General features: G+C 41.7%; 11 protein-coding genes. 6 read left to right on the top strand and 5 right to left on the bottom strand.

Annotation, left to right across the window (positions count from 1 at the left end):
* The first annotated feature begins 10 nt into the window (after nucleotides 1-10).
* Together C7Y70_RS17485 and C7Y70_RS17480 are read left to right on the top strand one after the other, a co-directional pair.
* On the top strand, nucleotides 11-2,530 hold the full coding sequence (locus C7Y70_RS17485; RefSeq protein WP_135476145.1) for an exo 1,3/1,4-beta-D-glucan glucohydrolase: 2,520 nt from the start codon (nucleotides 11-13) through the stop codon (nucleotides 2,528-2,530).
* Between the two features lie 177 nt (nucleotides 2,531-2,707).
* A complete protein-coding gene (locus C7Y70_RS17480; protein ID WP_135476143.1) occupies nucleotides 2,708-3,313 on the top strand; it encodes a fumarylacetoacetate hydrolase family protein in 606 nt (201 codons plus the stop codon).
* Nucleotides 3,314-3,537: 224 nt separating this feature from the next.
* On the opposite strand, the gene C7Y70_RS17475 is transcribed toward C7Y70_RS17480, so the two are convergent.
* From C7Y70_RS17475 to C7Y70_RS17465, 3 genes are all read right to left on the bottom strand, one after another.
* Complete coding sequence (locus C7Y70_RS17475; protein WP_210114676.1) at nucleotides 3,538-4,506, bottom strand: ABC transporter substrate-binding protein; 969 nt, start codon at nucleotides 4,504-4,506, stop codon at nucleotides 3,538-3,540.
* A gap of 107 nt (nucleotides 4,507-4,613) precedes the next feature.
* Nucleotides 4,614-5,666 carry an aldo/keto reductase gene (locus C7Y70_RS17470; RefSeq protein WP_099296328.1) on the bottom strand — a complete coding sequence of 351 codons (1,053 nt, stop codon included), beginning with the start codon at nucleotides 5,664-5,666 and terminating at the stop codon, nucleotides 4,614-4,616.
* 11 nt (nucleotides 5,667-5,677) lie between these two features.
* Nucleotides 5,678-6,106: a thioesterase family protein gene (locus C7Y70_RS17465; RefSeq protein WP_135476141.1), complete on the bottom strand. Its 429-nt coding sequence runs from the start codon at nucleotides 6,104-6,106 to the stop codon at nucleotides 5,678-5,680.
* Between the two features lie 123 nt (nucleotides 6,107-6,229).
* Here C7Y70_RS17465 and C7Y70_RS17460 point away from each other — a divergent pair, with 123 nt between their 5' ends.
* From C7Y70_RS17460 to C7Y70_RS17445, 4 genes are all read left to right on the top strand, one after another.
* Entirely contained in the window at nucleotides 6,230-6,415 is a 186-nt protein-coding gene (locus C7Y70_RS17460) for a hypothetical protein (RefSeq protein WP_135476140.1), read from the top strand.
* An 85-nt stretch (nucleotides 6,416-6,500) separates the two neighbouring features.
* Entirely contained in the window at nucleotides 6,501-7,553 is a 1,053-nt protein-coding gene (gene dinB, locus C7Y70_RS17455) for a DNA polymerase IV (protein WP_135476138.1), read from the top strand.
* Nucleotides 7,554-7,869: 316 nt separating this feature from the next.
* Nucleotides 7,870-9,552, top strand: coding sequence for a carbon starvation protein A (locus C7Y70_RS17450; RefSeq protein WP_099296332.1), 1,683 nt, complete (start codon nucleotides 7,870-7,872; stop codon nucleotides 9,550-9,552).
* 124 nt (nucleotides 9,553-9,676) lie between these two features.
* Nucleotides 9,677-11,200 carry a leucyl aminopeptidase family protein gene (locus C7Y70_RS17445; RefSeq protein ID WP_135476136.1) on the top strand — a complete coding sequence of 508 codons (1,524 nt, stop codon included), beginning with the start codon at nucleotides 9,677-9,679 and terminating at the stop codon, nucleotides 11,198-11,200.
* Nucleotides 11,201-11,262: 62 nt separating this feature from the next.
* Here C7Y70_RS17445 and C7Y70_RS17440 read toward each other — a convergent pair whose 3' ends face one another.
* Nucleotides 11,263-12,900: a methyl-accepting chemotaxis protein gene (locus tag C7Y70_RS17440; RefSeq protein WP_135476134.1), complete on the bottom strand. Its 1,638-nt coding sequence runs from the start codon at nucleotides 12,898-12,900 to the stop codon at nucleotides 11,263-11,265.
* A gap of 315 nt (nucleotides 12,901-13,215) precedes the next feature.
* Nucleotides 13,216-15,441: a S9 family peptidase gene (locus C7Y70_RS17435; protein WP_135476132.1), complete on the bottom strand. Its 2,226-nt coding sequence runs from the start codon at nucleotides 15,439-15,441 to the stop codon at nucleotides 13,216-13,218.
* Nucleotides 15,442-15,463 lie beyond the last annotated feature (22 nt).

Below are 15,463 nucleotides of genomic sequence, written 5' to 3'. Positions count from 1 at the left end.
GGTGCAAACCATGACTTTAAATAAACCATTCACACTATCGGCGCTACTAATAGCGACAATTGCGATGAACGGCTGTTCTGGCCCTGATACTAAATCTGGAAACGAGAATAGTGATTTACAAATTTGGCCCACCATTTCAACGGGTATTAAAGACGATGCCGACATGGAAGCTAAAATAGCCAAACTGCTGTCGAGCATGACATTAGAGCAAAAAATAGCACAAATGATTCAGCCTGAAATCCGTGATATTACGGTTGAAGATATGCGTAAATACGGCTTTGGTTCATATTTAAACGGCGGGGGAGCTTTCCCTAATAATAATAAACATGCCTCAGCTGCTGACTGGATAGATTTAGCTGAAAAAATGTATCAAGCTTCGGTTGATGATTCATTAGATGGTATCAGTATCCCAACTATGTGGGGAACCGATGCTGTGCATGGACACAATAATGTCATCGGTGCGACGCTATTTCCACATAACATTGGCTTAGGGGCGACAAATAACCCCGAGTTAGTTGAGAAAATAGCAGCAGCTACAGCACAAGAAGTAATGGTAACGGGCATTGATTGGGTATTTGCACCTACTGTTGCTGTAGTGCGAGATGATCGCTGGGGCCGTACTTATGAAGGATACTCTGAAGATCCTCAGATAGTTAAATCGTACTCTGCGGCAATTGTAAAAGGCTTGCAAGGCGCTACAGACGAAGACTTTTTATCAGATAGACGTGTGATCAGCACAGTTAAACACTTTTTGGGTGATGGTGGTACGCAAGGCGGTGATGATCAAGGTAATAATATAGACAGTGAAGCGGATTTGTTTGCTATTCACGCGCAAGGGTACGTAGGTGGCTTAAGCGCGGGTGCGCAAACGGTTATGGCATCGTTTAATAGCTGGCATGGTGAAAAAATACATGGCAGTAAGTACCTCCTTACAGATGTACTCAAAGGGAAAATGGGGTTCGATGGATTCGTTGTTGGCGATTGGAATGGTCATGGACAAATCCCTGGGTGCACCAACGGCGACTGTGCCCAAGCCGCTAATGCAGGCTTAGACGTATATATGGTTCCAACAGATGCATGGAAACCCTTATATGAAAACCTAATTAAACAAGTCAAAAATGGCACCATTGCGCAATCACGTATTGATGATGCAGTTACCCGTGTTTTACGTGTAAAAATGCGAGCAGGCTTATTTGACAAACCAAGCCCAGCAAAACGTCCATTGTCAGGTAAAACAGAAGTGATCGGGAGCGCAGAGCATCGTGAAATCGCAAAACAAGCTGTTCGTGAATCACTTGTTCTACTTAAGAATAAGCAGCAATTGCTGCCTCTATCACCTAAGGGGAATGTGCTTGTAGCAGGCCTTGGGGCTGATAATATCGGAATGCAATCCGGCGGTTGGAGTATTACTTGGCAGGGAACGGGCAATGAAAATAGTGACTTTCCAGGTGGTACGTCAATTTTGGATGGTATTAAACACACCGTTTTGCAGGCAGGCGGGCAAGTTCAGTATGACTTAAATGGTGAGTTTAATACCCGTCCAGATGTTGCAATTGTGGTATTTGGTGAACAGCCATATGCAGAAGGTAATGGTGATTTAGATAACCTTGAGTATCAACGTGGTAATAAAACCGATTTAGCTTTATTACGTAAGTTAAAAGACAAGGGAACTCCCGTTGTGTCTTTATTCATAAGCGGGCGACCAATGTGGGTAAACGCTGAATTAAATGCCAGTGATGCTTTTGTAGCAACTTGGTTACCTGGGACAGAAGGAGATGCTATTAGTGATGTGTTATTTTCGCACGCTGAGGGCTCTGTAAATTACGACTTTAAAGGCAAATTATCGTTTTCTTGGCCCAATAATCCAGTGGATAATCACAACCGTGGCGATGAAGACTACACCCCATTGTTGCCATACGGGTTTGGTTTGACGTATTCAGACAAAAACACGCTCAGTGATGACCTTGCAGAGCAAAGCCAATCATCACAACAACTTGAAGATTTAGTGATGTTTGAGCGTGCAGTTAAATCGCCGTGGAGCCTTGTGTTACAAAGCGCAGAGCAAAAAAAGACCATGGCTAGTAGTCGTGAGTCTGTAGGTGCTGTCAGTGTTAAAACGTTTGATAAAGATGTACAAGAAGATGCTCGAGCAATCAGTTTTACAGGCAATGAAATCGCTGCTGTGCGTTTGATGGCTGCATTTCCATCAGACTTGCGCTCATACGTTGAGAAGTCAGGTCAACTGCAGATGCAAATTAAAGTTGATCAGGCTGCTGATGCGCCGCTTTGGCTTGGTATGCAATGTGGCGATGACTGCCAGGGGAAATTTGATATTTCAGAGCAGCTTAAGGGGCAAAATGGTTGGCAAACCCTGAACATAGATTTAGCGTGCTTTGCAGATCAAGGTGTTAACTTATCTCAGGTATTCTCACCTTGGCAAATAAGTACGTCTGCAGATTGGCGTGTATCAATTGCTAAATTAAGTATTCACACTAATCGTGAGACTTCCTCTGCAATAACTTGCCAGTAAAACCAGCTCAATCCCTTTTAGCAGGTGCTTAGCCCATTAGCACCTGCTTTTTGACTATTCACATCCTGTATATTCTATTTTTCCATGCTAACTCATTGATGAAAAACATTAAGTTCTGTGCTACTGTGATTGGAAAATGAAATAACACGTTTAAACTCTAAATAAAGGCTGTTTAAAATGACCCCATCTTTATCGTTAGCCCCCTCAAAGATTGTCTGTGTTGGACGAAATTATGTTGATCATATTAACGAGTTGGGCAATCAAATAGCCGACCAGATGGTGGTGTTTAATAAGCCAAACACGGCGATTGCGACTCAATTGTTGAGTGAGCATAATGGCGAACCTTTACATTTTGAGACTGAAATTTGTTTTAAAATACAACAAGGCCGCCTAGCTGAGGTGGGGGTAGGGTTAGATCTCACTAAACGTGACTTACAATCCAAACTAAAAGCAAAAGGTTTACCGTGGGAGCGAGCCAAAGCATTTGATGGCTCTGCTTTGTTTAGTCATTTTGTACCAATAGAGCAAGATGATATCGCTGGATTAAACCTTTCGTTAATTATTAATGACCATCTTCAGCAGCAAGGTAACGTCGAGTTGATGCTCTACAAGCCATCAAATATTTTAACGCAAATAAGTGAGTTCATGACCTTGAATGACGGCGATATAATTATGACTGGCACGCCAGCTGGTGTAGGCAGGGTAATTGCCGGAGACGCTTTTAAAGCGAGTATAATGTGTGCAGACCAGTTGCTTATTGAAGTATCTTGGCTGGCGGTTTAGCTAGGGTCTGTTGACCTTTGCGGATTAAAATTTGTTCAAACTAGGGGCGGTTTAATCGCGGCGCGAGGTTTGTAACCTAGTGGGCTAAGTCAAAACCGAGCAAAGCTACCGCGTCCTGCTAACGCCCCTTACCTACATCCATGTAGGTAACAAAGAGTAAATCGCCCCTAGGCTGAACCCGAAGGGCAGCGCCTGTTTGGCATTGATGCTGCGTTATCGCCTATTTATGGGGAATAACCACACCACATAGGCGCTGCCTTGCCTAAATACCAAACAGACTGCTGCAAATTTAACCTTGAAAGGTCAACAGACCCTAATATATTTTGCTGGTAAATTTGATTAAAATTACTAAATGAGTTTTCTAACCAAAAGTGCTGGCCCTGTTGGTAGGTTTTTGAAGGAAGTATCTTTTGCGTTAGTACCTTATTTATTTTTTTTATAGCTTGTTGGGCAAACCCATTTGGTGCACTTGATGAACAACCAACAGCACCCATTACAAAGGGCGCTTGATTTGCTTCAAAATTTAAAGAGACAATTCTGTTGAGTTTATTTTCACGGTTAAAGTAATCAGCCATAAATGGGTAATCAATTGTGTAGTCTATATAACCATGATTAATCCGTGAAATAACTGTTTTAGATTCATTTTCACTGCTCCAGCTTAAAGACGCTGAATTATATACCTGCGTATTTCTTGCTATCTCATTTAGTTTAGGGGTGAATTTTCTCGCTGCACTTTGGCCAAACACAAATTCGGGATCAATAAGCAAGTTGACTAGCTTCACTGGCTGGCCATGTTTTTTATTTATTTTAGTGGCGTTTTTGGTTGTGGTAATAATACGAAAGGGTGGGTATACCGCAGTGGGTATTGAATAGGTTGCTCTGGCGGTATCTTTGGTCCGATGAATCATGCATGGGAAACACACATTTCTACCTTCGTCTAAATTTTTTCCTATGCGCTTTTGTGGCATCACAATCCGGGTGTGTTTGAGTGATGGCAAGTACTCTATCAACTGCTCGATAAGATTGTCACATAACCCGCCGTGCGGATTGAGTTTCGTTTTATTTAGGTGAAAGGGAGGGGTCGCACTTTGCAGCCACGTAATTTCTTTTATCGTGCTAGCGGTGTCAGCAAGTGTACCTGGTATCCATAGTAATAAGAGCGCTGCGCTTTTCCTGTACCACCATTTATTCATTGATAAACCCCAACTAAGTTGTTAATTCTCGAATTAATTATAGAAGGTTTTTAATGAGCTGCTAATGATTAACCATTAGCAGCTCATTGTTTTTTCAATAGTATGTATTAAAAAGGGACAGGGTATTGCTGGTATACGTGTGCAATATCATCTAACGTTTGTTCGCTTAGTTGAATATTAAACGCATCTATATTTTCTTTAAGCTGCGCCATGCTGGTGGCACCAATGATTGTTGATGATACACCGTCAACTTGATTACACCATGCAAGGGCTAATTGTGCAGATGTAATGCCTAGTTGCTTGGCAATCTCCATATAATGGTTGATTGCTTGCTCTGATGCTTGGGTATTACGGAATAAACCATTACGCTGCGATATTGTCCAGCGACTACCACCAGGGCGAGCGCCATTTTGATATTTACCACTGAGCATGCCGCCACCAAGCGCAGACCAGGGAAGGTAGGCAACATCTTCATGAATGCATTGTTCTATTAAGTAAGGCCAATCTTTGCCATGAATAAGGCTAAATTCGTTTTGAATAGACACCATACGTGGCAAGTTATGCTCATCACTTAGGCGTAAAAATTGGCTAATTCCCCAAGGGGTATCATCAGACAGGCCACAGTGCTTAATTTTTCCTGCTTTTACACAGTCATTTAATCCCTCAAGAATATCGAGCATGCTGGCAGTATTTTGTTCGGTGTCTGCATCACTAAAGCGAATTGTGCCCGGAAAATGACGGCCAAAGTGTGGCGTCGAGCGATTTGGCCAGTGTAATTGGTATAAATCGATTACATCGGTTTTTAAGCGTTTGAGTGAGTCCTCAACAGCATCAATAACGGATTGGCGAGTAATATCACCGCCTTCTCTTACCCAAGGTAAGCCATTACCCGCAATTTTAGTCGCAATCACAATATCATCACGTTTGGCTTTATTTCGTGACACCCAATCACCGATGATGGCTTCCGTTTTGCCATAGGTCTCAGCAGAAGGTGGCACCGCATACATCTCTGCGGTGTCAATAAAGTTAACACCGTTGGCCAATGCATAGGCTATTTGCTCATCTGCATCAGCTTGTGAATTTTGCAAGCCCCAAGTCATACTTCCTAAACATACGCGAGAAACATTGACTCCACTTCTACCTAATGGACTATATAACATGGCTATTCCTTTTATTCTTGCGAGTAAGTTTTTAGCGCCTCGATGAGCGGGTCACTTAAGGTGGCTTTTTTACCTGTTTTAAAATTAAACATAACGACTTGTGATGATCCAACGGTTGTTATGGCATTTTGTTGCTGACTAAAAACAGTGTAGTGCATCATAAAACGATCAGCTTTAATATCGCTGATTGTTACACCGACAAGTACGGTATCAGGAAATGTTACCGGGCGTTTATAGCGAGCATTATTTTCGCTGATCACAGGCCCTATACCCGTTATTTGTAGGTCTTCGAGAAGGTTTACTTGATTAAAGAAGTCAATGCGAGCGGTTTCAAAGTAACGAAAATATACCACGTTGTTCACGTGTTGCAGGGCATCCATTTCACCCCACGCTACATTTATTTTAGTGTGGATAGGGTATTGTTCTATAAACGATTGCATAGCAAAGCTCTATTAATTTAAAGAATCGTTAGGTTAGCAATATGGCGCTTTTAGCTCAAGGAGATTAGAGTTTTTATAAAACACCCCTATATTTAATTAATGATGGACGTGAAGGAGTTGATTATGCAATCGATTACAAGGAAAGCCCTTAAGTGGAGTGCTTTATTCATTTTGATTTGCTTGTCATTAACTTGCTATGCAATGGGCAATGCGTCAGGGGCTATTATTTTGGTTGCGCTTGGTTTTGTACTTGAGGGTGTTTTTTGGTTGTTTGGTCATAAGTTGCTTACACGCAAAAAAATCCCCTAGCCCTCAGTCACATTAACAAACTTGCTAATCAATAAAACTTAATTAATAATAGCTGTTCATATATACAGTTGTTTGGTTTAGGGGAATGAAAAAGTTTATTCATATCGACATGGATTGCTTTTATGCGGCCGTTGAGATGCGAGATAACCCATCGCTTGCGAATGTTCCCTTGGCGATAGGGGGAAAAAGCCGCAGAGGGGTGCTCTCGACCGCAAATTATATTGCTCGGCAATATGGCGTACGCTCGGCAATGTCAAACTACCATGCAAAACAATTATGCCCTGATTTAGTTATCGTACCAGGGCGCATGCACGTATATAAAGAGATATCTAAGCAAATCCGCGCGATATTCCAAGACTATACTCACCTAATAGAACCTCTATCATTAGATGAGGCATACCTTGATGTGACCGATAGCACGGCATGTAAAGGCAGCGCTACGTTAATTGCGCAACAAATTAGAGCAGATATATTTGCAACGACGGGGTTAACCGCCTCTGCTGGAATTGCACCAATTAAGTTTATTGCCAAAATTGCCAGTGATGAAAATAAACCAAATGGTCAATGTGTTGTGCTACCAGAAAATGTAGACGACTTTTTAGCAACCCTGCCACTTGGAAAAATCCCCGGCGTTGGTAAGGTCACATTAGAGAAGCTTAATTTAAAAGGGTTATATACCGGGGCTGATGTATGCGAAAAAGGGGTTAACTGGATGCAACAGCATGTGGGTAACTTTGGTGTATCGCTGTACCAAAAGTGTGCGGGGTTACACATTGGCACAGTATCAACAGAGCGGGTTAGAAAATCGCTAAGTGTTGAACATACTTATGAATACAACAAAACCAGCTTACAAGAGTGTTTAGAGCAATTACCTTCGTTATTAGAGGAGTTAACCCGTCGGTTAGCTAAACAGCAGTTAGAGCAGCAAATTAATAAATTAAGCGTAAAAGTAAAGTTCGCAAACTTTGTAGTAACGTCAGCAGATCAGGCATCTCACCAACTTAACTCAGGCATCTTGAGTGAGCTGTTAACTAAAGCATATGAGCGTGGAAACCAGCAGCCAGTGAGGCTACTAGGGATTGGAGTTGGTATCAAAAGCGAACCACAACAGCACCTACAGTTAAGCATATTAGACTAAAGGTTTAGAGTCAGAATAAGGGAATTATTGTTAGGGTGTAGATTGAACATAATTCTATTGTGTCGCTTCAAAAAATCAGGTTGAAAGCTTTAACACAGTGGGGAATAAACCTTGCTACGAGTAAGTGGTCACCTGTCTTTTTAAAGTAATAAATACAATTAGGTAACGTGTTTTTTAAAACGTATATAACCGATTTGCTAATTTAATGGATGATTATCTTTTTTAAATTTGCTGTCAAAATAACGCGCCGCACTCAACCTTGCTTGTATTGTGTGCACACACGGGTATATCAATTTTAATTATAAGAGAGAATGCTATGCAATCAGTCGTAATTGTACTGCTGGGTATGGTTGGAATGCTTTTTGGTTGGTTTGTTTATTCTAAATTTATCGCCGAGAAGATTTTCAAAATGGACGACAATTTTGTCACACCCGCGCATGAGTTAGAAGATGGTGTGGATTATGTGCCAACAAACAAAGTCGTTCTTTGGGGGCATCATTTTACCTCCGTTGCCGGAGCCGCACCAATTGTAGGGCCCGCTATTGCTGTTTACTGGGGCTGGGTGCCTGCAGTGCTATGGGTTGTGTTTGGTACCATATTTTTCGCCGGTGTGCATGATATGGGTGCTTTGTGGGCAAGTGCGCGCAATAAAGGTAAATCCATGGGAGCACTCTCAGAGTCAGTTATAGGCAAACGTACTCGTGCTTTGTTTATGATTGTTGTTTTCCTTGTATTGTTGATGGTTAATGCCGTATTTGGCGTGGTCATTGCCAAGTCGTTCATTAACAGCCCTAATGCTGTGTTTCCTGCATGGTCAGCCATTGTGGTAGCGCTTGTTATAGGTCAGCTACTGCGCAAGAAAGTATCGCTTATTCCATTGTGTTTTATTGGCGTTGGGATCTTGTACTACACCATCTATTTAGGCAGTAGCATGCCCATTATGTTACCAGATGAATTGTTCGGTTTATCTGCGAATGCAAACTGGATAATTATCTTATTTATTTACGCTGCGATAGCGTCTTTATTACCTGTTTGGATGTTATTGCAACCACGTGACTTTATTAATGGCATGCAATTGCTTGTTGGCTTGGTGCTGTTATACGGAGCTGTATTTGTATCTATGCCAGATATCACGGCACCTGCATTTAATACGCAAACAGCCATGGATACCCCGAGTATTATTCCGCTGTTATTTGTGACCATTGCCTGTGGTGCGGTTTCTGGATTTCACGGCATTGTGTCATCAGGAACGAGCTCTAAACAATTAAATAAAGAGACTGATGGTCGCTTTGTAGGCTATTTAGGTGCGGTTGGTGAAGGTATGCTTGCATTAATCACGCTGGTGGCTGTCAGTGGTGTTGCCTTAGCGGTATCACCTGAGGAGTGGCATGAAATATACAGCCACCTAGGGGCTGGTAGTGTGGGAGCATTTGTTAATGGTGGCGCAAATTTGATTGAAAGCGGTTGGGGGATATCCAACGAAATAGCGTCAACATTGCTTGCTGTTATGGTGGTGTTATTTGCTGGTACTACAATGGATTCTGGCGTTCGTTTACAGCGTTATATTATCCAAGAGTGGGGCGATATCTATAACATAAAAGTGATTAAAAATGGTGTGATAGCAACACTCATTGCTGTTTTGAGCTGCTTATTACTCGCGTTTGGTGCAGGTGGCGCCAGCGGAAGCGGGGGGATGATTATATGGCCTCTATTTGGTTCGACGAATCAAATTTTAGCAAGTTTAACTTTATTGGTTATCTCTGTAATTCTAATTAAAGCTAATCGCCCTGCGCGATATACTCTGATCCCAATGAGCTTTGTTTTAGTTATGGCATTCTTCGCCGGTGTTATCAAATTAGGCGAATATTACCAGCAAGGTAATTGGCTACTTGTGATACTTGATGTTGTTGTGCTGGTGATCAGTGTGTTCGTAATGCTTGAAGCGTGGTCTGTTATTGCAAAACACCGCCGCGATAACGCACTTAAATCTGGTAAATAGCAGGCAGTTTAAGCTGTAAAACTTAGTTGCCAGTGATGTGTTGACTCATCTCACATTACTGGCAATAGGTACTTAAATAAATGATAATAAGGTTCTAAGCTTTTTGACAACAGGACCTTTTTTTATGGCATACCCACATGCAGTTGCGGCCCCGCAATTAGATAACGCTAAACACGATGCGCTTATTATTATTGCTGATGACTTTTCACAGCTAGACGATCCTAACTTGAGTAAAGCAATTAAAGCTCAAATGGCTGTTGATGCCCGCATAGGTAAAAAAGTAACATTACTTGTTGTTGACTCTAAACGTGTGATTTTAGCACCAACAGGTCCTTTAAATCGTGACTATGATGATGTACGTCGATATTTTGATGCAGCAAAACTGGCTATCAATGAAGCAAAAGCGTCTGGTAGTAAAAAACCTGCTATTTTTCTTCCTCAAGCCAGCCAAGATACTCGTTACCAATACGCGTTAGAAGTTGCGTACTTAGGTGCATGCCAAGCATTATGGCAACCACTTGAAGCGCGTGAACACCACGGTGAGGGCATTGAGCCTATTACACAAATCGCGCTATTTGGTGCCTCAGAACAAACGATTAAAGCCGTTAACGCTATTGCAGCGGGACAATACGCAGCACGTGATTTGTGTGGTACTGAACCTGAGCGTATGGCACCGCCAAGGTTTGCTGATTATTGTGTTGATTTATTTAAAGACTCTAGCGTAAATGTCGAAGTAATTTCAGATATCAAAGCGATTGATAAAGATTACCCAATGATGAGTACGGTTGCCCGTGCCTCGTATGCGGTAGAGCGCCATCACCCACGAGTAGTCAAACTTGAATATGTTCCAGAGGGAGAAGTTACCCGCACGTTGATGTTCGTTGGTAAAGGTTTGGTTTACGATACAGGCGGCGCAGATTTAAAAGTTGGCGGATACATGGCAGGCATGAGTCGAGATAAAGGCGGTGCAGCATCGGTTGCAGGCTTTATGAAATCAGTTGCTGACTTTCAACCAAAAGGCGTTAAGGTTATTGCCTTTTTAGCCGTGGTTCGTAACTCAATTGGCTCTGATTGTTTTGTCCCAGATGAAATTATTACTAGCCGTGAAGGTGTTCGTGTTCGTATTGGTAATACCGATGCTGAAGGGCGCTTGGCGATGGGCGATTTATTAAGTGAGATGAAAGATCTTGCTAAAAATGAAGTTAACCCTGAGCTATTCACTGTTGCAACATTAACAGGTCATGCTGCCCGTGCAATGGGGCCTTACAGTGCTTATGTTGAAAATGGCCCTGCACGTGTTGCTAATGTGTCTCGTAAGCTAGCCGATTGTGGTGATTTATGGGCTGATGGTGCTGAAGTATCACGTAGTCGTCGTGAAGATTACGATTTTATCAAACCACGCACTTTGGCTGATGATGTGTTATCAAGTAACAATGCAGCGTCTGCGGTCACTGCCCGAGGCCACCAATTTCCAATGGCATTTTTAGCGGTAGTTGGCGGGTTAGATAAGCATGGCAGTGAGTCAGCTCATCCAATTCCATATGTTCATATGGATATTGCTGGTAGCGGTGTTGAAGGCGGTGATTGGCAACATGGTAAACCTACAGCAGCAGGTTTAAGTAGCTTATTCGCACGCTATTGTTTGTAAGGTACGTGCAAGAAAAAAGCCCCGCTAATTAACATGGCGGGGCTTTTTGTTGCTTGAATTTTTTAATCCAATTTGAAACGATTTACGACATCATTTAGCTCTTGGCTGCTGTGCTTTAAATTATCACTGGCATCAGATAGTTGAGCCGTGTTTTGTAATGACTGTTGTGTTGATTGCGATAGCTCGTTAATTCGCAGATTTACTTCATCCGCAGCACTTGACTGTTGTTCAGTTGCCCGCGCTATTTGGCTGTTCATGTCTGTAATTACAGTTACAAGACGCTCAATCTCAGAGAGAGACATATTTGCAGTACCTACCTGTTCTACAGTGCGACTGGATAGTTGCTGGCTTGCGTTTACAGCGTCAACGGCCGCTTGTGCGCCTTTTTGCAGTTTTGCAATCATCGTTTGAATTTCATCAGTACTTTTTCCTGTTCGGCTGGCCAACGTTCGAACTTCATCTGCAACAACAGCAAACCCTCGACCTTGCTCGCCAGCTCTAGCTGCCTCTATTGCTGCGTTCAATGCCAGTAGATTTGTTTGTTCAGCAATGCCACGAATAACATCAAGCACCGATCCTATGTTGTTACTCTCTTGTGCCAAATCAGCTGTTACTTGGCTTACTGTTTCAATATGATGTGACAGCGTTTCAATCGCTTTAATTGTTTGTGCCACCACATTTTTACTATCAGATGCGTTAGTTGCCGCCTCGGCTGCGGCATGCTCTGCGGCTTCAGCATTGCGACTCACATCATGTATTTGGTTAGTCATTTGCGCCATAGCGGTTGCAACTTGGGTTGAGCTATCATTTTGTAATTCGATGAATGATAAATTTGTTTTGCTTGCCTCATCAATATTATGCGCATATTGATTTACGTTATTTGCACTTAAGGCTACATGTTTGAGTGATTCACGCATTTTATTTGTATATAAATTAAAGTGGCGAGAAAGGCGTGAAACTTCATCATTACCCTGCTCATTAAGTGCTTGAGTTAAATCGCCTTCACCTTGAGAGATATCTTTCATCATGTTGGCGGCAAGTTTTGTGGGTAATAAAATGCTGCGAGCAATTAAGTAACTAAGCCCAATTAGCAGTAAAATAATAACAGTTGCATTAATAATCACTAAGTTGCGAAGGTGTGCAAAAGCTTCATCTATTGTGTCAATGTAAACACCAGAACCTACAATCAGTTCCCAGGGGGGAAAGCCTTTAACGTAGGCAATTTTATCAATGGGTTTATCGGCTCCAGGTTTTGGCCATTTGTAGGGAATGATCCCCTCACCTTGTTTTTTAACTAAGTTAACCATGTCAACAAATAGCAATACGCCATCAGGATCCTTAGTATTACTTAATGACTTGCCAATGAGCTCTGGTTTAAAAGGGTGCATTACCATTTTTGGTGTGTAGTCATTAACCCAAAAATAGTTATCCCCATCATAGCGCAGTGCTTTTAATGCGTTCAGCGCTGCTTGTTTGGCTTGTTGCTCACTCATTTTCCCGCTTTGTTGTAGCGCGTAAAAGTGGCTAAAAATACTGTGCGCAGATTCAACCAAGTTTTTTGTTTTAGTGTGTTGCTCAGTTTTCAACGAATCGTATTGCTGAGTTAATGTGGTAACACTTAACAACATTAAACCAATGACAACAACGCATACTAATAGCGCTAATCGCTGAAAAATTGTAAATCGACGCAGGTAAGACATAGCTGTTCTCAATAAGTTAATGTGTTTGCTCGTTATTGTGTGTTGTTGCACCAGCTCTAATTTAAGAGTCTTTAAGGTATTGCTTGAGTGTTTACTAGTTTCTTAGTATTTACTAAGATTTTATTAAGTTGAAACTTACCTAATCGGAGTAAGCACTCTTAATTAAGTGTAGTAAAAACAGGTAATATATCTAGGGTCTGTTGGCCTTTGCTGTAGGTTTATCGTTTTAAAACTCACAGAAAGTGGAAGATAAGCAAAAAAAAGGCTGATTTTTGCAATCAGCCTTTAGTGAAATTTTAATGCTTTTTAAACAACTTATTTCACGTCAAAGTGACGGTTAAAGAAGTTAGTAATAGTTTGATGTAAATGTGTTTGCACTTGTTTACCGCGTAAGCTGTGTTTTGAGCCTGGGTAAGTCATCATTTCAAACTGCTTTTCATTATCTTGCAGTTGTTTAAATAACTTGGTTGCGTGGGTAAACAATACGTTGTCATCAGCCATACCGTGATAAATCATCAGTGGGCCTTTTAGACCGTCAGCGTACGGGAACACCGCGCTATTTTTATAACCCTCAGCATTTGTTGCTGGGTGAGATAAATAACGCTCGGTATAATGCGTATCGTATAAAGCCCAATCAGTTACTGGTGCGCCAGAAACACCCGCTTGAAAGTAATCGCCAGCTTTAAACATGGTCATTAATGCCATGTAACCACCATAACTGTGACCATAGATACCAATACGTTGAGGATCTACATAATCAAGCGTTCGTAAGAACTCGACGCCTTTTATCTGATCGGCAACTTCTACTTCACCTAAGTTTTTGTAGATGGCATCTTCAAACTTTTTACCACGGTTGTAAGAACCACGATTGTCGAGTTGAAATACCACGTAACCCTGTTGTGCCATATATTGGAAATATAAGTTTTTACTACGCCAGCTGTTAGTAACACGTTGTGCGTGCGGGCCACCATATACGTTAACAAGTACAGGGTGTTTTTTACCATTATTCACTGTTGCAGGTTTAAATAAACGGTAGTGCATAACTTGACCGTCTTCTGCTGTTAAGGTGCCGTACTCAGGCTCAGCTAACTCGTCAAGGAAAGGGGTTAGTGGGTGGTTATTATCAAGCTTATTTTGTTCAAGCCATGTAATAAATTCACCATTTACTTTGCGAAGTGCAGCCGAGTTAGGTTGATTAACTGACGAGCTATTATCAATAAAGGTTTTACTGTCTTTAGCCATAACCACTTTATGATAAGCACCTTGCTCGGTGATACGTTCAATATCACCTTTTTTAAATAATGGCACGCTGTATAAATGGCTTTCAAGTGGTGTATCTTTGCGGCCAGCAAAATACACAATGCCTTTGTTCTCATCAATGCCTTTTAAGCTATCAACAACCCAGTCTCCGCGGGTTATTTGACGAACAAGTTTGCCATTAGTACGGTATAGGTAAAGGTGTTTAAAACCATCACGTTCAGACGCCCATACGAAATGCTTTTTGTCTTTTAAGAACTGTAAGTCAAAATGTAAGTTGATCCACGTGTCGCTGGTTTCAGTTAGAGCAACTTTTTGTTTTTTAGTGTTGGCATTGTAAAAGCGCAGCTCTAATTTATGTTGTGAGCGGTTTTGCCATTGGTAAGATAACGTCGTGTCGTCTTCTAACCATTTGGCACGCGCAATATAAATGTCTTCGTTTTTACCTAAATCAATCCAATCAGTTTGCTGGTTATTAATTTTTACCACACCCAGTTGAATTTTTACGTTATTGGTGCCAGTAAACGGGTAGCGTTGGTTAAATAGCTTAACTTCGTCAGCGTAAATTTCGTTACGAATAGCTTCTTTTACTGGGCTTTCGTCAATTCGCGTGAAGGCAATTTTTGACTCATCACCTGCCCACCAGTAGCCAGTCATACGGCCCATTTCTTCTTGCGCGACAAATTCAGCCATGCCGTTTTTAATGACGCCGCCGCCATCTTTGCTAAGTTGAATCTCTTTACCCGATTTAAGGTTTAGCGCAAATAAATTCTGTTCACGTATAAAAGATACAAAATTCCCTTTTGGCGAGAAACGAGCATCGGTTTCAAATGCATCGGTATCTGTTAATTTACGGCTTTTTGCGGAGGCTAAATCGTAGTAATAAAGGTCGCCATTTAGCGGAAAAAGAAGGGCTTTACCATCCTTTGACCATTTATATTCCAAAATACCTTTACCAAAAATGCGCTGGCGCTCACGGCGTGCCTTTTCTTCGTCTGATAGGTTTTCAGGGCCAGAAAAAAGTTGTGCCGAATCGACTAGTAAGCGATTTTTGTTGTCTTTTAGATTGTATTCCCATAAATCATAGCGGTTGTAATCGTCGGTTTTACCTTGTAGGTAAGTAACACGGCTACCATCAGGCGAAAACTTCAGTTGCACAGGGGCTTTGCCCGCTAAACTAGGGTCGTCAAAAATACGCTCTAATGTGAGAGGTTTTGCTTGCACGGTTAGTGTTGTAGCTACTAAGGGCAGAGCCCATGAGAGGTGTTTGATTTTTTTTAACACGTAATTACCTTCGCTCGAATAA

It is taken from the genome of Pseudoalteromonas sp. KS88 (assembly GCF_004766475.1).
Classification (GTDB): Bacteria; Pseudomonadota; Gammaproteobacteria; order Enterobacterales; family Alteromonadaceae; genus Pseudoalteromonas.
This window is presented reverse-complemented; position numbering and strand designations above follow the sequence as displayed.